Genomic DNA, 20,059 nt, shown 5'->3' with positions numbered 1-20,059 from the left:
TTCAGTTGAGCTGCGCCTCAACCCGATCCCGCCCTGCCTGCTTCGCCGCATATACCCCCGAGTCCGCCCGCAGCAACAGCGCATCCGCGCCCTCGCCAACCCGCCAACTGGCAATCCCGAAACTGGCGGTCACTGTGCCGACACCCTCGATCGATGAGTTGCGCAACGCCTGCCACAACTGCAAGGCCAGGACATGCGCATGTTTGCCGTCGATGTCCGGGCACAACACCATGAACTCCTCGCCACCCAGGCGACAGAACACATCGGTACGCCGCAGCCGATGGCCAATGCGCTCGCACACCGCCTGCAACACCTCGGTCGCCTACAGCGTGGGCCAGTGCTGGTCGTTGATGCGCTTGAAGTGGTCGATGTCGATCATGATCACCGACAACTCGCCGCCACCGCGTTCGACCCGGGCCATTTCGGAGGTCAGCCGTTCCTGGAAGTAGCGGCGGTTGTGAATGCCGGTCAAGGAATCCGTCACCGACAGCGCCCGCAGCTCTTCTTCCACCCGTTTCAGATCAGAGATGTCCGAGATGTAGCCATGCCAGAGCACACCGCCGCCCGGCTGCTCTTCCGGCGTCGCCTCACCGCGTACCCAACGCAAACCACCGACCGGCAGTTGCACCCGGTACTCCTCGCGCCACGGACTCAGGGTGTCCGCCGAGGCGCGAATCGAGGCGCGGACACGGGTCGAGTCTTGTGGATGAATCCGGGTAAAGATCGCTTCGGCATTGAGCAGTAACACATCCGGTTCCAGCTCATAGATCTCGCGGATACCGTCACTGGCGTAAATCACGCTGAAGCGCCCGTCGAATTCCATCCTGAATTGATAGATGCCGCCGGGCACATGGGCGCTGAGTTTCTTCAGCAACAAGTCCCGCGCCGCCAGTGCCTCGTGGACCCGCTTGCGTTCGGTGATGTCGATGCAAATCGCCAGGTGCCCGACCCACAACCCCTGCTCATCCAGCACCGGGGTCGCCAGCATGTTGACCGTCAGATGGCTGCCATCGTGGCGCACCAGAGTCCACTCGCGGGCTTCGTTCCCACCCTCCTCGCCGCCCTCGACCAACATCGCCTGGCACGTCGGGATCAGCTTGCCATAGCGCGCGCTCAACTCCGCCGAGCGGGCCACCAGCTCCCGGGGGAAGTGCAGGTTCTCCAGGGTCATGTGGCCCACCACCTCAGCGGCGTCGTAACCGAGCATCTGCTCGGCACCGGCGTTGAAGGTGCTGATGACCCCACGCAAGTCGGTGGCGATGATCGCCACCTGGGTCGCGGCATTCAGCACACTGCGCAACTGACCGTGGGTGCCGCGCAGTTCTTGCTCGCGGGCACGCAGTTCCTGAGTGCGCTGCTCGACCATTTTCAACGCCCGTTGACGCTGGCTGACCAGCACGTAGAGCAAGGCACTGAGTAACAGGCTGAGCAAGCCACCGAGCACCACCAGGCTGCTCACCGAAGAGCGGTTGGCCTGCACGAAAGCCTCACTGGGCTGGATGTCTACTTGATAGTCGTGGTCGGCCATGCGCAACAATCGACTGGCGGACAGATCACTGGCAGCCGGAGGGTTCGCAGACTCGTACAGCACTTCGTGTTGATCGTTGGTGGACATATCGAGGATACGCACTGACAAATAATCGTGACCGGCCTCCGGCAGCCCATCCGCCAACAACTGGCGCATGCTGATCACGGCCATGACGTAACCGAACGGCTTGATCGCCGTTTCGGTAAGGCTGTCACGACGAAGGACCGGCGTAACCAGCAGCACGCCTCGGGCATAAGCCGGCTCGACATTCACCAAGTGCATCGGCTGCGAGACCACCATGCCAGCCCGCGCATCCGCGCGTTCCAGCGTCGCACGGCGCAAAGGTTGGGCGAGCAAGTCGTAGCCCAGCGGCGAGCCGAGTCGACTTTGCGTCTGGCTATAAAGCACCACCACATACTCATCGCGCGCTGCCGCCAGTTGCAGTTCGCCGCCAGCATTGAGCTCACGGATGGAAAAGTCGCTCACCCCTTCGGCGCGCACCTGGTGTTCAAAGGCCGGACGTTCGTCGCGGGTCACCCGCTGTGCGAAGGAATAGGCCTGCGTACGGAGCAATAAAGGTTGGGTGTAACCGTTAAATTCGGCGCGGGACACCGATTCGGAATTGGCAAAGAACCGGCGCAGGCCATCGAGGCGCTGCTCCTGATCTTCGAAACGTTCTTCGATACGGCTGTAACGCTCACTGGCCAGCAGTTGGAAGCGTTGCCGCAATTGATGGTGAAACAGATTCAGCGTGGCCCAGGCCAGCAATCCCGTGAGAATCCCGCCAGCGAGCAATACCAGCACCGCGACCAGCCAGGCCGAGACGTCTTCGCTGATAAAGCCCAGGATCCTGGGGCGCACGGAGTGCAACGACATAAACGCAACTCAAAACGCCTGGTGCCGGAAAAGCCCATTGGCCATGCGTTGAGTTATAGCTATTAGCCACTAATTTGACCAGCCCTGAAAGAACCCAAGAGCCTTTAAAAATCAAGGCTCTGTGGATCCAATCCGGTCAGCTATCAGCGGGCCGTGATTTTCCAGGCACGATGGATCTTGCCGTTACGGGCAAAGTCCGGATCGATGGTCTGGGCGGTGATTTCCTCGACCGCGTAACGGGTGGTGAGGTTCTCCTCCAGCACAAACTTGCGGAAGTTGTTGGAGAAGTACAACACGCCGCCCGGCGCCAGGCGCGCCATGGCCAGGTCGATCAACTGCACCTGGTCACGCTGTACGTCGAAAATCCCTTCCATGCGCTTGGAGTTGGAGAAGGTCGGCGGATCGATGAAGATCAGGTCGAACTCGTCACGGCAGGCATCCAGCCAGACCATCACGTCACCTTGCTCCAGGCGGTTCTTGTCGGAGAAACCGTTCAGCGACAGGTTGCGACGCGCCCAGTCGAGGTAGGTTTTCGACAGGTCGACGCTGGTAGTGGTGCGGGCGCCGCCCTTGGCCGCGTGAACACTGGCGGTCGCGGTGTAGCAATACAGATTGAGGAAGCGCTTGCCGGCCGCCTCTTTCTGGATACGCATGCGCATTGGACGGTGGTCGAGGAACAGCCCGGTGTCGAGGTAGTCGGTGAGGTTCACCAGCAGCTTGACGCCGCCTTCGTTGACCTCGACGAACTTGCCCTGTGCCGCCTGGCGTTCGTACTGTTTGGTGCCGCTCTGACGCTCGCGGCGCTTGACCACCACGCGGCTCTTGTCGATGTTCAAGGCTTGCGGAATCGCTGCCAGGGCATCGAACATCCGGGCCGAGGCTTTTTCCGGGTCGATGGATTTCGGCGCGGCGTACTCCTGGACGTGGACCCAATCCTGATACAGGTCGATGGCCATCGAGTATTCCGGCATGTCGGCGTCATACACGCGATAGCAGTCGATGCCTTCACGCTTGACCCACTTGCCCATGGCCTTGAGGTTCTTTTGCAGGCGGTTGGCAAACATCTGCCCGCCTTCGCTCAAGCGCGGTTGCTCGATCACCACCGGAGCCGGTTTGATCGGGTTGCCGTTCTTGTTGTACTTCTCGTACTTGCCCGGCGCCACGTCGTTGTCTGCAACTTCGACTTCAGCCTGTTCGCGTTCTACCTGACGCTGTTCCGGAGTGCGACGTTCGCCAGTGACGAACTGATCCGGCGTGACCTTGATCAGCAGCAGCTTGCACGGCAACGCGCCGTTCCAGAACGAGTACTGTTTGTGGCTGCGGATGCCCATGCGCTTGCCCAGGTCGGGCGCGCCGGTGAATACCGCCGCTTCCCAGTTCAGGCAGGCCTGACGCAGACGCTCGCCCAGGTTCTGGTAGAGGTAAAGCAAGCTTGCCTCGTCACCCAGGCGCTCGCCGTACGGCGGGTTGCAGATGACCAGGCCTTTCTGGTTCTGGTCCGGACGTGGCTCGAAGGTGCCAACTTCGCCCTGGTAGATCTTGATCCACTCGCTCAGGCCTGCACGTTCAACGTTGTTGCGGCCCGGTTGAATCAGGCGTGGGTCAGCTTCGTAACCGCGAATCCACAGCGGTGGCTTGGCCAGACCGGCAGCGCAACGCTCGGTGGCTTCTTCGTGGAGTTTTTTCCACAGCGCCGGAACGTGACCGAGCCAGGCCGTAAAGCCCCACTGCTCGCGACGCAGGTTCGGCGCCATATCGGCGGCGATCATGGCGGCTTCTACCAGGAACGTGCCGACACCGCACATCGGGTCAGCCAGCGCGCCGCCTTCGGCTGCAATGCGTGGCCAGCCGGAACGGATCAGGATCGCGGCCGCGAGGTTTTCCTTCAGCGGTGCCGCGCCCTGCTGCAAGCGATAACCACGCTGGTGAAGGCTGTGGCCGGACAGGTCGAGGGAAAGGATCGCTTCGCCACGGTCCAGGCGCAGGTGAATGCGCAGGTCCGGGTTGAGTTTGTCGATGGACGGACGGTCGCCCTGCGGGGTGCGCAGTTTGTCGACGATAGCGTCCTTGACCTTCAAGGCGCCGAAGTGGGTGTTGTCGATGCCCGAGCCGTGACCGCTGAACTCAACGGCCAGCGTGCCGTCGTTGAGCATATGGTCTTGCCACTCGATGTCGAGCACGCCGTGGTACAGGTCTTCGGCGTCCTTCATCGGGAAACGCTTGAGCACCAGCAGCACCCGGTTCGCCAGACGCGACCACAGGCACAGGCGATAAGCGGTTTCCATGGTGGCCATGCCGCGCACGGCCGAGGTGTGTTCACGCGCTTCTTCAAGGCCAAGCCCGACGGCTTCCTCGATGAGCAGGCCTTCAAGGCCTTTGGGGCAAGTGAGGAAGATTTCGAATTGATCGGACATTGGAGTTTCAAAGCCTTTGGCTGAGTGAACCGACAACGCATTGCCGGTCCGGTTTTCAATCAGGCGCTTTTCTAAAAGAGCGCCCGCGTGGCACGAAGGTGTGCCGTCCCACCCTGACTGCTCGGGTTAAAAGAGCTTAGATGCCAGGGCAGAGAAAAAGTTGATGCAACAAAATGTCATAACTCGACCCTTCGTCGAATAGTACCCCAGTGCAACGGTGGGCCATTCTCACTAAAGGATTAACCCCGTCATCTAGCGCGGGGCCGATCATACCGGGGCTTTGAGCAACAAACACGTTACAAACGCCTTGTTACTTATGGCCATAGCATCTTTATCGTTACGTCCTTATGACAAAACGATCATTCCCTCGATGTGACGCATTGGTTAGAACTCAACACAGGTTGACGTCGCAACGGCGTCAACACCTTGGCTCGCGACGCCGGCAGCGAGCCACCAACGGCAGAATTTTTCTGCCAGACCTCGATTGAGGTCGACGCGATAAATACAGTCAACAAGTGAGGGCAACACCCTATGAGAAGACTTAAGCGTGATCCGTTGGAAAGAGCATTTTTGCGCGGATATCAATATGGCGTTGGTGGCAAATCCCGTGAGCTTTGCCCATTTACTCTACCGTCGGTACGCCAAGCCTGGATTAACGGCTGGCGCGAAGGACGCGGCGACAACTGGGACGGTATGACCGGCACTGCGGGAATCCATAGACTCAACGAACTTCACGCCGTTGGCTAACAAAGGGCCAGACACTGCAACACAACAATCTGAATACATAACGCACGTCCCATCCGGACGGCGGGCTCCGGCCCAGGGGCACCTTCGAGGTGCCCTTTTTTATGCCCGCAAAATCTACGGTGAGACCATTGTGGTGAGGGGGCTTGCCCCGTTCGACTGCGAAGCAGTCGTAAACCCTGCCACCATGTTTCATCTGACACACCGGGTTGGCTGGCTTGGGGCCGCTTCGCTGCCCAACGGGGCAAGCCCCTCGCCACAAAAGCCCGCTCCTACGGGGTTTAGCGCAAGGCCGCTATGGCGTCGACCGATTCACGGATGAGCGCCGGGCCCTTATAGATGAAGCCCGAATACAGCTGCACCAAACTCGCACCTGCAGCGATTTTCTCAGCCGCGTGCTTGCCTTCAGTGATGCCACCCACGGCGATGATCGGCAAACGGCCGGCCAATTCTGCTGCCAGGACCCTGACGGTGTTGGTGCTCTTGTCGCGAACCGGCGCGCCGGACAGACCGCCCGCCTCGTCGCCATGTTCCATGCCTTCGACGCCGACCCGGCTCAGGGTGGTGTTGGTGGCAATCACCGCGTCCATCCCGGTTTCAATCAGCGCTTGCGCGACCTGGGCGGTTTCTTCGTCGGTCATGTCCGGAGCGATCTTGATCGCCAGCGGAACATGCTTGCCGTGGCGCAAGGCCAGTTCGGCCCGGCGCTGGGCCAGGTCGGCGAGCAATTGCTTGAGTGAATCACCGAACTGCAGGCTGCGCAGGCCCGGGGTGTTCGGCGAGCTGACGTTGACCGTCACGTAGCTGGCGTGGGCGTAGACCTTGTCCAGGCAGATCAGGTAGTCGTCGACTGCACGCTCAACCGGCGTATCAAAATTCTTGCCGATGTTGATGCCGAGCACGCCCTTGTACTTGGCCGCTGCAACACGAGCCAGCAGGTGATCGACACCGAGGTTGTTGAAACCCATGCGGTTGATGATCGCCTCGGCTTCCGGCAAGCGGAAAATCCGTGGTTTCGGGTTACCTGGCTGCGGACGCGGGGTGATGGTGCCGATTTCAACGAAGCCGAAACCCAACTGGGCAAAACCGTCGATGGCCGCGCCGTTCTTGTCCAGACCGGCCGCCAGACCCACCGGATTCGGAAACTCCAGGCCCATGACCTTCACCGGCATTTTCGCCGGGGCCTTGCACAGCAAGCCGTTGAGGCCCAAACGCCCGCCCGCGCCGATCAGGTCCAGGGACAGATCGTGGGAGGTTTCCGGGGAAAGTTTGAACAACAGCTGACGGGCCAGGGTGTACATGGGCGGGTTTGACTCGAATGACGGCGAAATGAGGCGGCGATTATAGCCGGGCATCGGGGTCGCAAGCGAGGCGCACACGCAAATCAGCGTTCGATGGCATATGCCTTGCACCGGCATAGGCATCAGCACTCATGCCAACGGCGGGATGAGTCGACGGACAATGGCGTCGTCACCCGGTTCTGCTCATGCGGGGACCTGGGACGACGCTTTTTTGGAAGGTGTTTATCCGATGAATGAAACCACAGTCGGCCCGCTGGCCTGGGTCAACGGCAGCGATGCCCCGGAAAAGTCCGTGATCGACGTAGGCTTCATGGCCCTGAGCGACTGCGCTTCGGTGGTGGTCGCCGCCACCCAGGGCTTTGCCCAACCCTACGGCTTGACCCTGAACCTCAAGCGCCAATCCTCCTGGGCCAACCTGCGGGACAAACTGGTCAGCGGCGAACTCGACGCCGCCCACAGTCTCTACGGCCTGATTTACGCGGTGCACCTGGGCATCGGCGGCATTGCGCCCACCGACATGGCGGTGCTGATGGGCCTGAACCAGAACGGCCAAAGCATCAACCTGTCCCACGGTTTGCAAGCGCTGGGCGTGACCAGTCCTGAAGCACTGGACCGGCATGTGCACCAAACTCGCCCAAAACTGACTTTCGCCCAGACGTTTCCGACCGGCACCCACGCCATGTGGTTGTATTACTGGCTGGCGAGTCAGGGCATCCATCCGCTGCAAGACGTCGACAGCGTGGTGGTGCCGCCGCCGCAAATGGTCGCGCACCTGCAGGCCGGGCGCATCGACGGTTTCTGTGTTGGCGAACCGTGGTCTGCCAGCGCGGTGAAACAGAACCTCGGCTTTACCATGGCGACCACTCAAACCATCTGGCCCGATCACCCGGAAAAAGTCCTCGGCTGCACCCGCGCCTTTGTCGAGCAATACCCCAATACTGCCCGGGCGCTGGTGATGGCGATCCTCGAAGCCAGCCGCTTCATCGAAGAAAGCCCGGAAAACCGTCGCAGCACCGCGCAGTTGTTGAGTGCACCCGAATATCTCGATGCACCGCTGGACTGCATTGAGCCGCGCCTGCTCGGCGATTACGCCGACGGCCTCGGCAATCGCTGGCAGGACCCGCACGCCTTGCGTTTTCACGGTGGTGGCGAGGTCAATTTGCCGTATCTGTCCGATGGCATGTGGTTCATGACCCAGTTCCGCCGCTGGGGTTTGCTGCGCGAAGACCCGGATTACCTCGGTGTAGCCCGTCAGGTTCAGCAATTGGACCTGTACCGCGACGCCGCCACTGCCGTCGGCGTCTCCGCCTGGGGCCAGGAAATGCGCAGCGGTCAGTTGATCGACGGCAAAATCTGGGACGGCTCAGACCCGGCCAGCTATGCACGAAGCTTCAAATTGCACGCCATGAGCAACAGCTCGCCGCTTCTCGCCAGCCGCTGACAGGAGCCCGCGAATATGTTGCGTATCCTGCTGATCAACGACACCGCAAAGAAAGTCGGGCGCTTGAAAGCCGCCCTGACCGAAGCCGGGTTCGAAGTGATCGACGAATCCGGCCTGACCATCGACCTGCCCGCACGCGTCGAAACGGTGCGCCCGGACGTGATTCTGATCGATACCGAGTCACCGAGCCGTGATGTGATGGAGCAAGTGGTATTGGTGACGCGTGATCAGCCACGGCCGATCGTGATGTTCACCGACGAGCACGACCCCGGCGTGATGCGCCAGGCGATCAAGTCCGGGGTCAGTGCCTACATCGTCGAAGGCATTCACGCACAACGCTTGCAGCCGATTCTCGACGTGGCCATGGCCCGCTTCGAAAGCGACCAGGCCCTGCGCGCCCAGCTCCATGCCCGGGACCAGCAACTGGCGGAGCGCAAGCGCATTGAGCTGGCCAAGGGGTTGTTGATGAAGATGAAAAACTGCAACGAGGAAGAGGCCTACACCCTGATGCGCCGCCAGGCCATGAGCCGCCAGCAGAAGCTGATTCAAGTGGCTGAGCAGATTATTGCCATGAGTGAGTTGCTTGGGTAATCGATCACTGTGGCGAGGGGCTTGCCCCCGTTCGGCGGCGAAGCCGTCGCAAAATCTGTGTGCAAGGTTTGCCTGAAAGAATGCATGGGCGGCTTCGCCACCCAACGGGGCAAGCCCCTCGCCACAAAAACCGGCTGTTGGCACAGATCTCGCTAAGTAATCCACACAGGTAACCAACGGCGGTTGCCCCACCAACGACAAAGACGTCGCTCACCTCGTTCGCCCCATGGCGGATCCGGTAGCGGCGTTTTTTCGTTTTGGCCCCAGTGACCGGGGCCGGTGGTGCGGCCGTGGCGGCGCCCCACCTGCTAGCTCACGACTCCTTCTCGAGACGCCCTACAGCTGAGGTGCGCGATGAATTCAAGCTTCTGGAAATCCGGCCATACCCCGACATTGTTCGCGGCCTTCCTCTATTTCGACCTGAGCTTTATGGTCTGGTACCTGCTCGGGCCGCTGGCAGTGCAGATCGCCGCCGACCTGCACCTGACCACTCAACAACGCGGGATGGTGGTGGCCGCGCCGATTCTGGCCGGCGCGGTATTACGTTTTGCGATGGGCCTGCTGGCGGATCGCCTGTCGCCAAAAACCGCCGGGATCATCGGCCAGGTCATCGTCATCTGCGCATTGTTCGGCGCCTGGAAACTCGGCATCCACAGTTACGAACAGGCGCTGGTGCTGGGCCTGTTCCTCGGCATGGCCGGGGCGTCCTTCGCCGTCGCCCTGCCGCTGGCCTCGCAATGGTATCCGCCGCAGCATCAGGGCAAAGCCATGGGCATCGCCGGTGCCGGTAACTCGGGCACGGTCCTCGCGGCGCTGATTGCCCCGGTGTTGGCGGCGTCCTTCGGCTGGAGCAACGTGTTCGGTTTTGCCCTGATCCCGCTGATCGTGACCCTGATCGTCTTCGCCTGGCTGGCCAAAAACGCCCCGCAACGGCCGAAAGCCAAATCCATGGCCGACTACCTGAAGGCCTTGGGTGATCGCGACAGTTGGTGGTTCATGTTTTTCTACAGCGTGACCTTCGGTGGCTTCATCGGCCTGGCCAGCGCCCTGCCCGGCTATTTCAACGATCAATATGGCCTGAGTCCGGTGACCGCCGGTTACTACACCGCTGCCTGCGTGTTCGGCGGCAGCCTGATGCGTCCGTTGGGCGGCGCTCTGGCGGATCGTTTTGGTGGCATCCGCACCTTGCTCGGGATGTACACAGTGGCAGCGATTTGTATCGCGGCAGTGGGTTTCAACCTGCCGAGTTCCTACGCGGCACTAGCACTTTTCGTCTGCACCATGCTCGGTTTGGGGGCCGGTAACGGCGCGGTTTTCCAACTGGTGCCGCAGCGTTTTCGTCGCGAGATCGGCGTGATGACCGGGTTGATCGGTATGGCTGGCGGCATCGGTGGCTTCGCCCTCGCGGCGGGCATGGGCGCAATCAAGCAAAGCACCGGCAGCTATCAACTGGCTTTGTGGTTGTTCGCCAGCCTTGGCGTGCTCGCCTGGTTTGGCCTGCACGGCGTGAAACGTCGCTGGAGAACCACCTGGGGTTCGGCCGCAGTGACGGCGGCGCGGGTCTGAAACCTCAATGAGTCTGCAACTGAGTTTCGCCGAAGCCAGCGCCATCGGCCCGCGCGAGGAAAATCAGGACGCTTTGCGCCTGGTCACCCCGGCCCCGGCGCTGGCGGCGAGCAAGGGTTACCTGTTCGCCATTGCCGACGGCGTCAGCCAGTGCGCCGATGGCGGGCTCGCCGCCCGTTCGACCTTGCAGGCACTGGCGCTGGATTACTACGCCACCCCGGAAACCTGGGCAGTCGCCGAGGCTCTGGATCGCCTGTTGTCAGCGCAGAATCGCTGGCTTCAGGCCAATGGCGGTGGGCAACCGCTGCTCACCACTGTCAGTGCTTTGGTCATGCGCGGCAGGCGTTTTACCCTGGCCCATGTCGGCGATTGTCGGGTTTATCGCTGGCACGCCGATCAGTTGCAGCGGGTCAGCGAGGATCACGTTTGGGACCAACCGGGCATGCAACATGTGCTCAAACGCGCCCTCGGGCTGGATCAGCATCTGGTGCTGGATTTCCTTGATGGCGAATTACGCCTCAATGAAAGTTTCGTGCTGCTCAGCGACGGGATCTGGGCGGTGTTGGGCGACACCGCCATTGCCGGGATCTTGCGCGACCAGCCTGATCTGCAAAGTGCTGCGCAAACGCTGGTCAACGCCGCGCATCTGGCCGGCAGTCAGGACAACGCCAGCGCCCTGCTGGTGCGCGTCGATGCCCTCGGCGAAACAAGCATTGGCGATGCATTGATTCATTTGCAGCAATGGCCACTGCCGCCCGCGTTGAAACCGGGGCAGACGTTCGAAGGCTGGCAGGTCGAGGGAGTCCTCGGCCAGAGCCAGCAATCACTGCTCTATCGGGTGCGGGACGGGCAACAACAACCCTGGCTGCTGAAAACCTTGCCCGGCCATTTGTATAACGATCACTTGGCCGCACAGGCATTGTTATCGGAAGAATGGTTTCTCAAACGGGTGGCCGGGCGGCATTTCCCTGAAGTCCATGCCGCCAGCCAGCGTCAGCATTTGTACTACGTGATGCGCGAATATTCGGGACAGACCCTGGCCGAATTGCAGGCCCGAACCGGACCGCTGCCACTGGCGCAATGGCAGGAATTGGCCGAACGCCTGCTGCGGGCGGTGGGCATGTTGCACCGACGACAAATCCTGCATCGCGACATCAAACCGGAGAACTTGCTGCTGGGGGACGACGGTGAGTTGCGGCTGCTCGATTTTGGTCTCGCCTATTGCCCTGGCCTGTCCGAAGACCAGCCCTGCGCCCTGCCCGGCACGCCAAGCTATATCGCCCCGGAAGCCTTTCACGGAGAAGCGCCGACGCCGCAACAGGATTTGTACGCGGCCGGCGTGACGCTGTTTTTCCTGCTGACCGGGCACTATCCCTACGGCGAAATCGAAGCGTTTCAACGACCACGCTTTGGTGTGCCAGTCAGTGCCAATCGCTATCGTCCCGATTTGCCTGAGTGGCTGGCGTTAAGCCTGGAGCGCTCGGTTGCGGTTGATCCGCAGCAGCGTTTTGAAACAGCGGAAGAATGGTTGTTGCTACTGGAACAGGGCGAGCGACGTAGTTTGAGTGTGAGACCCAAACCGCTGCTGGAGCGCGAGCCGCTGAAGGTTTGGCGGACATTGGCGCTGGTGTCGTTGGTGGTGAATCTTCTATTGCTGGTTCTAGCATTTCACTCATTCTGATTCGATCACGATCCAATGTGGCGAGGGAGCTTGCTCCCGTTCGAGTGCGCAGCGCTCGCTGATTTCGGGGCCTGCTTCGCAGCCCAGCGGGAGCAAGCTCCCTCGCCACACGGTTCATATGCCCCAGGACCGGGCGATTCGCCTCGAATCAGTGCACAAACACTGAATTTGATCCTGAACACCCACCATGAGCCCGGTAAAACCAAGCCTTGAACGACTTGGCACAACCACTGCATTACCTTACCCACCACACATAAAGCCCAGCCTTCAACGACGAAGGCTGGGCTTCCCGAGAGAACGGGACCAGGACAAAGGCGTCCTCGCTAGGCAACTAGCGGGACGCCTTTTTTTGTTTGCGCAAAATTTGTCGAGCACGACCTGAAAGCCCTGATGAGGCGAGTCTGAGCTCCCCGGAGAACCTGATGAAAAAACTAAAACTGGTGATGATCGGCAACGGCATGGCCGGGGTTCGCACCCTGGAAGAGCTGCTCAAGCTGAGCAACGAGCTATACGACATCACCGTCTTCGGCGCCGAACCCCACACCAACTACAACCGCATCCTGCTCTCGCCGGTACTGGCCGGGGAGCAGACTTTCGAAGAGATCGTGCTCAACGACCTGGACTGGTACCTGAGCAACAACATCAAATTGCTGCTTAACCGCAAAGTGGTGGAGATCGACCGGATCAAGCGCCGCGTCGATCGCCGAGGACGGCACCGAAAGCCGAGTACGATCGCCTGCTGATCGCGACCGGCTCGACTCCGTTTATCCTGCCGATCCCCGGCAACACCTTGCACGGCGTGATCGGCTACCGCGACATCGCCGACACCCAGGTGATGATCAACACCGCAAAAACCCACAAGCACGCGGTGGTGATTGGCGGCGGCCTGCTGGTGCTCTCCGAAGCCGCCAACGGCCTGATGCTGCGCGGCATGCACGTCACCGTGGTGCACATCGGCGAATGGCTGCTGGAACGGCAACTGGACAAAACCAGCGGCCAGTTGCTGCAAACCGCTCTCGAAGCCCGGGGCCTGCACTTTCGCCTCTGCGAACAGACCCAGGCCCTGCACGACGCCGGCAATGGCCGGGTTGGCTCGGTCCAGTTCAAGAACGGCGACATCATCCCCGCCGACCTGGTGGTGATGGCCGCCGGCATTCGTCCCAACACCGAACTCGCGGAAAAGTCCGGCATCCCGTGCAATCGCGGGATCCTGGTCAACGACACCCTGCAAACCTACGACCCGCGCATCTACGCCATCGGTGAATGCGCCAGCCACCGTGGTATCGCCTACGGCTTGGTGGCGCCGTTGTTCGAACAGGCCAAGGTCTGCGCCAACCACCTCGCGCAACTGGGCTTCGCCACCTACAAGGGCTCGGTGACGTCGACCAAGCTGAAAGTCACCGGCATTGACCTGTTCTCCGCTGGCGACTTCATGGGCGGTGAAGGCACCGAGACCATCACCCTTTCCGACCCGATCGGTGGGGTCTACAAAAAACTGGTGATCAAGGATGACGTGCTGGTCGGTGCCTGTCTGTACGGCGATACGGCAGATGGCGGTTGGTATTTCCGACAAATCCGTGAGAATCACGCCATCGGCGAGATCCGCGATCACCTGATGTTCGGCGAAAACGCCTTGGGCGACGTAGGACATCAGGGCCAGGACAAAGCCATGAGCATGGCCGACACCGCCGAGGTCTGCGGCTGCAACGGCGTGTGCAAAGGCACCATCGTCAAGGCGATTCAGGAGCACGGGCTGTTCAGCGTCGACGACGTGAAGAAGCACACCAAGGCTGCCAGCTCCTGCGGCTCCTGTGCCGGGCTGGTCGAGCAAATCCTGATTAACACCGTGGGCGGCGCAGCTGACGTCAAACCGAAAAGCGAAAAAGCCATCTGCGGTTGCAGCGACCTTAATCACGGGCAGATCCGCCAAGCCATTCGCGAGCAACATCTGCTGACCATCGCCGACACCCTGGGTTACCTGAACTGGCGCACGCCCAACGGCTGCGCCACATGCCGCCCGGCGCTCAACTACTACCTGATTTCGACCTGGCCCGGCGAAGCCAAGGACGATCCGCAATCACGGCTGATCAACGAACGCGCCCACGCCAACATTCAGAAAGACGGCACGTACTCTGTCGTCCCGCGGATGTGGGGCGGCGTGACCAACCCGTCGGAGTTGCGGCGCATTGCCGACGTCGCCGACAAGTACAACGTGCCGATGGTCAAGGTCACCGGCGGCCAGCGCATCGACTTGCTGGGGATCAAGAAACAGGACCTGCCGGGGGTCTGGAAAGATCTGGACATGCCGTCCGGCCACGCCTACGGCAAATCCATCCGCACCGTGAAGACCTGCGTCGGCAGTGAGTTCTGCCGCTTTGGCACGCAGAATTCGACGCAACTGGGCATCGAACTGGAGCACGACCTGTTCAACATGTGGTCGCCGCACAAAGTGAAACTGGCGGTCTCCGGATGCCCACGCAACTGTTCGGAAGCGGGCATCAAGGATGTCGGAATTATCGGCGTGGACTCCGGTTGGGAGATGTACATCGGCGGCAACGGCGGGATTAAAACCGAAGTCGCCGAGTTCTTCGTCAAGCTGAAAACCGCCGAAGAAGTCCGCGAATACAACGGCGCTTTCCTACAGCTGTACCGCGAAGAAGCCTTCTACCTCGAACGCACCGTGCACTACCTGCAACGGGTCGGCATGGAACACATCAAGAAAGCCGTGCTGGAAGATCCGGAACGCCGCAAGGCACTCAACGATCGCCTGCAATTTTCCCTGTCGTTCGAACAGGACCCGTGGAAAGAGCGCCTGGAACAGCCGCTGCTGAAGAAAGAATTCGACGTCATTCCCGTGAAGAACCTGGAGGTGCTGGCATGAACTGGCTGGATATCTGCGCACTGGAAGAAATCAACGCCCTCGGCTCGCGGATCATCGCCGGCCCGAAAGGTGACATCGCGATTTTTCGTACCAGCGACGACGAAGTTTTCGCACTCGATGACCGCTGCCCGCATAAGGGTGGGCCACTGTCCCAAGGCCTGATCTACGGCAAACGCGTTGCCTGCCCGCTGCACAACTGGCAGATCGACCTGCAAACCGGCGAAGCCCAGGCCCCGGACATCGGTTGCGCTCACCACCATACGGCGCGGGTCGAGAATGGCCGGGTGTTGCTGGCCCTGCGGGAAGCAGGCTGATGGACCGCCAGGTCACCGCCTCCACCTGCTGCTACTGCGGGGTCGGCTGCGGCGTGCTGATCGAGCATGACGGCGAGCGCATTCTCGGCGTCAGCGGCGATCCGGCCCACCCGGCCAACTTCGGCAAACTGTGCAGCAAGGGTTCGACCCTGCATCTGACCGGCGACCTTGCCGCCCGGGCGCTGTACCCGGAATTGCGTCTGGGCAAAGGCCTGGCCCGCAGCCGCACCGATTGGGATACCGCACTCGACCACGCCGCCAACGTTTTTGCCGACACCATCGCTGAACACGGCCCGGACAGCGTGGCGTTCTATATCTCCGGGCAATTGCTGACCGAGGACTACTACGCCTTCAACAAACTGGCGCGGGCGCTGGTGGGCACCAACAACATCGACAGCAATTCCCGGCTGTGCATGTCGTCGGCGGTGGTCGGCTACAAACGCAGCCTGGGCGCCGACGCGCCACCGTGCAGTTATGAAGACTTGGAACTGAGCGATTGCGTGATGATCGTCGGCAGTAATATGGCCTACGCCCACCCAGTACTTTTTCGTCGTCTGGAGGAGGCCAAATCCCACCGCCCGCAGATGAAAGTCATCGTCATCGACCCACGTCGTACCGACACCTGCGATTTGGCCGACCTGCACTTGGCGATTCTTCCGGGCACCGATGTCGCGTTATTCCATGGGATTTTGCACCTGCTGCTGTGGGAAGACTGGATCGACCGCGACTTCATCGAGGCCCACACCGAAGGCCTGGCCGAGCTGAAAACCCTGGTGCGCGATTACACCCCGCAGATGGTTTCGCAGCTGTGCGGGATTGGCGTCGAGCAACTGCAGCAGTGCGCTGAATGGGTTGGCACTTCACCGAGTTTTCTGTCGCTGTGGTGCATGGGGCTGAACCAGTCCACCGCCGGCAGCGCGAAGAACAGCGCACTGATCAATCTGCACCTGGCCACCGGGCAAATCGGTCGCCCCGGCGCAGGACCTTTCTCCCTGACCGGTCAGCCAAATGCCATGGGTGGGAGGGAAACCGGCAGTTTGTCGAACCTGCTGCCCGGTCATCGCGACGCCGCCAATGCCGAGCATCGCGCCGAAGTAGCGGCTTACTGGGGTGTTGAGCAACTGCCGGCAAACACCGGGCTTACAACCATCGAGCTGTTCGAACAGGTGCGTAGCGGGCAGATCAAAGCGCTGTGGATTGCCTGCACCAACCCCGCGCAGTCTTTGCCGGATCAAAACAATGTGCGCGCCGCCCTGGAGGCCTGCCCGTTTGTGATCTTGCAAGAGGCCTTTCGCACCACCGAAACCGCAGCGTTCGCCGACCTGCTGCTGCCAGCCGCAAGTTGGGGTGAAAAGGACGGCACGGTGACCAACTCCGAACGGCGAATTTCCCACGTCCGCCAGGCCATTAGCGCACCGGGTGAGGCGCGATCTGATTGGGCGATCACAGTGGATTTCGCACAACGCCTGGAAAAACGTCTGCGCCCGGCACTGCCCAGCCTGTTTGCCTTTGACACAGCGGCGCAGGTCTTCGACGAATACAAGCAACTGACCCTGGGCCGGGATCTGGACCTGTCCGGTATCAGTCATGCCTTGCTTGACCGGATCGGCCCGCAGCAATGGCCCTTCCCCACCGGCGCCAACGAAGGCACGGCGCGGTTGTACCTGGACGGGATCTTCCCGACCGCCAGCGGCCGCGCGCAATTCGTCGCCGACCCGTACCGTGCAGCCAAGGAACAACGGGACGCTCGGTTCCCACTGACCTTGATCACCGGCCGCTTGCGCGATCAATGGCACGGCATGAGCCGCACCGGCACCGCCGCCCAGTTGTTCGGTCACGTCAGCGAAGCGGTGTTGAGCCTGCACCCGGATGAACTGCGCCGGCATCGGCTGCAACCGGGCGACCTGGTCAACCTGAAAAGTCGTCGCGGCGCGGTGATTGTGGCCGTCGGCAGCGACGACAGCGTGCGTCCCGGCCAAGCCTTTCTGCCGATGCATTGGGGTGATCGTTTTCTCAAGGGCGGCGTCAATACGATTACCCAACCGGCATTCGACCCGCTGTCGAAACAACCGGAACTCAAACACAGCGGCGTGCGCCTGGAACCGGTGCAACTGCCTTGGCACCTTTTCGCCTTGATCGAGGGTGATGTTCAACGACATGTTGAGACTCTACGACCACTCTGCGAGGCGTTTTCCTACGTTAGCCTCAGCCTGACAGGGCGTGAACGCCCCGCGCTGCTGATACGCGCTGCCAGCGCCACGCCACCCGAGGCGCAATTACTGCGTGATATCGATCAATGCCTGGGGCTTAACGATGGCCCGGTATTGGCCTACGACGACCCGCGGCGCGCTATTGGCAAACGGGTACGTATCGAAAACGGCCGGATCACCGCGATTCGCCTGGCCGGTGAAACCCTCGCCCAACACTGGTTGCAAAGCCTATGGCTCGAAGGCCGCGCCGACGACCAATTGCGGCGCTGGCTGCTGGCGCCATTGAGCGCACCACCGGGCAACGTCGACACGCCAGCCGCCGGCAACAAAATCCTGTGTAACTGCAAAAACGTCAGCCAAAGCGCGGTCTGCGCCGGCATCAGCCGTGGCCTGGATTTGCAGGGTCTGAAACAAGAACTGGGCTGCGGTACGCAATGCGGCTCCTGCGTCCCGGAAATCAAGCGTTTGCTGGCCGCCACTGCGCAGCCAGCCGCCGTCATCTCGTGAGGAAAATACGATGAGCGCAAAAGTCTGGCTGGTGGGTGCGGGTCCCGGCGACCCGGAATTGCTGACCCTCAAAGCTGTTCGAGCGCTGAGGGAAGCGGATGTGGTGCTGATCGATGACTTGGTCAACGACGCGGTTCTGGAGCATTGTCCTGGTGCCCGAATCATTCCCGTCGGCAAGCGTGGCGGCTGTCGTTCCACGCCTCAAGCCTTCATTCATCGGTTGATGCTGCGTTATGCCCGCCATGGCAAATGTGTGGTGCGACTGAAGGGAGGTGATCCGTGCATTTTTGGTCGCGGCGGCGAAGAGGCGCAGTGGCTGCGCGAACGTGGGGTTGAGGTGGAATTGGTCAATGGCATCACCGCCGGACTGGCTGGCGCAACGCAATGCGATATCCCGTTGACTTTGCGCGGTGTGGCACGCGGTGTGACGCTGGTCACCGCCCACACTCAGGACGATAGCAGCCTGAACTGGCGAGCCTTGGCCCAGGGTGGCACGACGCTGGTGATTTACATGGGGGTGGCGAAGCTGAGTGAGATCCGCGAGCAATTGCTGGCGGGCGGAATGGCGATGGATACGCCAGTGGCGATGATTGAAAACGCTTCACTGCCACATCAGCGGGAGTGCCGCAGCGACCTGACAGCCATGGAAGCCGATGCCCACAGCTTCGAACTCAAGAGCCCGGCGATTTTGGTGATTGGAGCGGTGGCGGCTCGCGATGAGATCAAAAGATCGCAGCCTGCTGCAGCTCCTACATTGGATCGGTATACGGCTCTGTAGGAGCTGCCGAAGGCTGCGATCCGTTCGGAACACCGCTCAATCCAGACTGAAATACCAAATCGCAGACAAAGAAAAGCCCGGCCTAAGCCGGGCTTTTCAGCGCTACAAACTAATTACTTAGCTTGAGCTTCAACCTTCGCTTCTACGCGACGGTTAACAGCGCGACCAGCTTCAGTTTTGTTGTCAGCAACTGGGCGGGATTTGCCGTAGCCAACAGACTGAACGCGGGATGGCGAAACACCGTACTGGTTGGTCAGAACTTGTTTAACGGCGCTTGCACGACGCTCGGACAGTTTCTGGTTGTAAGCGTCAGGACCGACGGAGTCAGTGTGACCTTCAACAGTAGTGGTGGTGGATGGGTACTGCTTCATGAAGTCAGCGAGGTTCTTGATGTCAGCGTAGCTGTTAGGCTTAACGACCGACTTGTTGAAGTCGAACTTAACGTCCAGCTCAACACGAACAACTTCAGCAACTGCAGGGCAGCCATCAGCGTCAACAGTTACGTTGGCTGGGGTGTTCGGGCACTTGTCAACGTTGTCGCAAACGCCATCGTTGTCGCTGTCGGTGCAGACTTCAGCTGGAGCTGGAACTGGAGCAGCAGCAGGCTTGTTGCCGCCACCGAAGTTCACGCCCAGACCAACGGAAGGAGCGTAGTCCCAACGGCCGTTGTCCAGTTTGTAGTCAGCTTCAACGCCAGCACGGGCGAAGAAGTTTTCGGCGAAGTAGTACTTAACGCCAGCGCCAGCAGTCAGGAAAGTCGACTGGTCGCGACCGGTGTGGCCGTCAGCGGCTACGTTGGTCAGGCTGCCGTGTTTAACGCCGCCTTCAACGTATGGGCGCAGAGCGTCACCAGCGTTGTTGAAGTGGTACTGAGCGGTCAGACCAAAGTTGTCGCCTTTGATTTTCTGGCTGCCAGTGCCGTCGTTCGAACGGGTGTGGTTGTTGGTGTCGTAGCCGAGGTTAATCGACACGTCGTCGGTCAGGAAGTAACCGATTTTGGCGCCTGGGTTGAAGCCGTTTTCGACGTGGTCAACACTGTCGTTATACTGCTTCTTGTAGTTAAGCTCGCCTTCAACTGCGCCTTGGCCTTGTGCCAGAACGCCGAACGAAGTAGCGGCAATAAGAGAACCAATGGCCAAGCCCAAGGTGTTTTTCAGTTTCATCCGTTAAATCCCCATCTGGTGATTGTAAAGCAGTCCCTCAAACCGGGGGACAACTCGGCGGCAA

At 60.8% G+C, this 20,059-nt stretch carries 11 protein-coding genes and 2 pseudogenes; 9 read left to right on the top strand and 4 right to left on the bottom strand.

Features of this window, described 5'->3' with window-relative positions; genetic code table 11:
- Position 1 precedes the first annotated feature (1 nt).
- Positions 2-2,404 (bottom strand): annotated as a pseudogene (locus tag RHM58_RS18710) (CHASE domain-containing protein).
- A gap of 143 nt (positions 2,405-2,547) precedes the next feature.
- On the bottom strand, positions 2,548-4,818 hold the full coding sequence (gene rlmKL, locus RHM58_RS18705; RefSeq protein WP_201196284.1) for a bifunctional 23S rRNA (guanine(2069)-N(7))-methyltransferase RlmK/23S rRNA (guanine(2445)-N(2))-methyltransferase RlmL: 2,271 nt from the start codon (positions 4,816-4,818) through the stop codon (positions 2,548-2,550).
- Positions 4,819-5,349: 531 nt separating this feature from the next.
- Here rlmKL and rmf point away from each other — a divergent pair.
- A complete protein-coding gene (gene rmf / locus RHM58_RS18700; protein ID WP_003223300.1) occupies positions 5,350-5,565 on the top strand; it encodes a ribosome modulation factor in 216 nt (71 codons plus the stop codon).
- Positions 5,566-5,843: 278 nt separating this feature from the next.
- Here rmf and RHM58_RS18695 read toward each other — a convergent pair whose 3' ends face one another.
- Positions 5,844-6,863, bottom strand: coding sequence for a quinone-dependent dihydroorotate dehydrogenase (locus RHM58_RS18695; protein ID WP_201202098.1), 1,020 nt, complete (start codon positions 6,861-6,863; stop codon positions 5,844-5,846).
- A gap of 229 nt (positions 6,864-7,092) precedes the next feature.
- On the opposite strand from RHM58_RS18695, the gene RHM58_RS18690 reads away from it, so the two are divergent.
- From RHM58_RS18690 to cobA, 8 genes and pseudogenes are all read left to right on the top strand, one after another.
- Positions 7,093-8,304 carry a CmpA/NrtA family ABC transporter substrate-binding protein gene (locus tag RHM58_RS18690; protein WP_322267855.1) on the top strand — a complete coding sequence of 404 codons (1,212 nt, stop codon included), beginning with the start codon at positions 7,093-7,095 and terminating at the stop codon, positions 8,302-8,304.
- 15 nt (positions 8,305-8,319) lie between these two features.
- Positions 8,320-8,895: an ANTAR domain-containing response regulator gene (locus RHM58_RS18685; RefSeq protein WP_322267854.1), complete on the top strand. Its 576-nt coding sequence runs from the start codon at positions 8,320-8,322 to the stop codon at positions 8,893-8,895.
- Between the two features lie 354 nt (positions 8,896-9,249).
- Positions 9,250-10,461: a nitrate/nitrite transporter gene (locus tag RHM58_RS18680; RefSeq protein ID WP_322267853.1), complete on the top strand. Its 1,212-nt coding sequence runs from the start codon at positions 9,250-9,252 to the stop codon at positions 10,459-10,461.
- 7 nt (positions 10,462-10,468) lie between these two features.
- Positions 10,469-12,142, top strand: a complete 1,674-nt coding sequence (locus tag RHM58_RS18675; RefSeq protein WP_322267852.1) for a bifunctional protein-serine/threonine kinase/phosphatase — start codon at positions 10,469-10,471, stop codon at positions 12,140-12,142.
- A gap of 422 nt (positions 12,143-12,564) precedes the next feature.
- A pseudogene (nirB, locus tag RHM58_RS18670) lies at positions 12,565-15,023 on the top strand (nitrite reductase large subunit NirB).
- Positions 15,020-15,337 (top strand): nitrite reductase small subunit NirD, encoded by a 318-nt coding sequence (gene nirD / locus RHM58_RS18665; RefSeq protein ID WP_201255919.1) that lies wholly within the window; start codon positions 15,020-15,022, stop codon positions 15,335-15,337. Before nirB ends, nirD begins: the two are co-directional and overlap by 4 nt.
- Positions 15,337-18,054, top strand: coding sequence for a molybdopterin-dependent oxidoreductase (locus tag RHM58_RS18660; protein WP_322267851.1), 2,718 nt, complete (start codon positions 15,337-15,339; stop codon positions 18,052-18,054). Before nirD ends, RHM58_RS18660 begins: the two co-directional genes overlap by 1 nt.
- A gap of 10 nt (positions 18,055-18,064) precedes the next feature.
- Positions 18,065-18,832 carry a uroporphyrinogen-III C-methyltransferase gene (gene cobA / locus RHM58_RS18655; RefSeq protein WP_322267850.1) on the top strand — a complete coding sequence of 256 codons (768 nt, stop codon included), beginning with the start codon at positions 18,065-18,067 and terminating at the stop codon, positions 18,830-18,832.
- 113 nt (positions 18,833-18,945) lie between these two features.
- Here cobA and RHM58_RS18650 read toward each other — a convergent pair whose 3' ends face one another.
- Complete coding sequence (locus tag RHM58_RS18650) at positions 18,946-19,995, bottom strand: OmpA family protein (RefSeq protein ID WP_201202096.1); 1,050 nt, start codon at positions 19,993-19,995, stop codon at positions 18,946-18,948.
- Positions 19,996-20,059 lie beyond the last annotated feature (64 nt).

The organism is Pseudomonas sp. 10S4, from assembly GCF_034344865.1.
GTDB lineage: Bacteria > Pseudomonadota > Gammaproteobacteria > Pseudomonadales > Pseudomonadaceae > Aquipseudomonas.
This window is presented reverse-complemented; position numbering and strand designations above follow the sequence as displayed.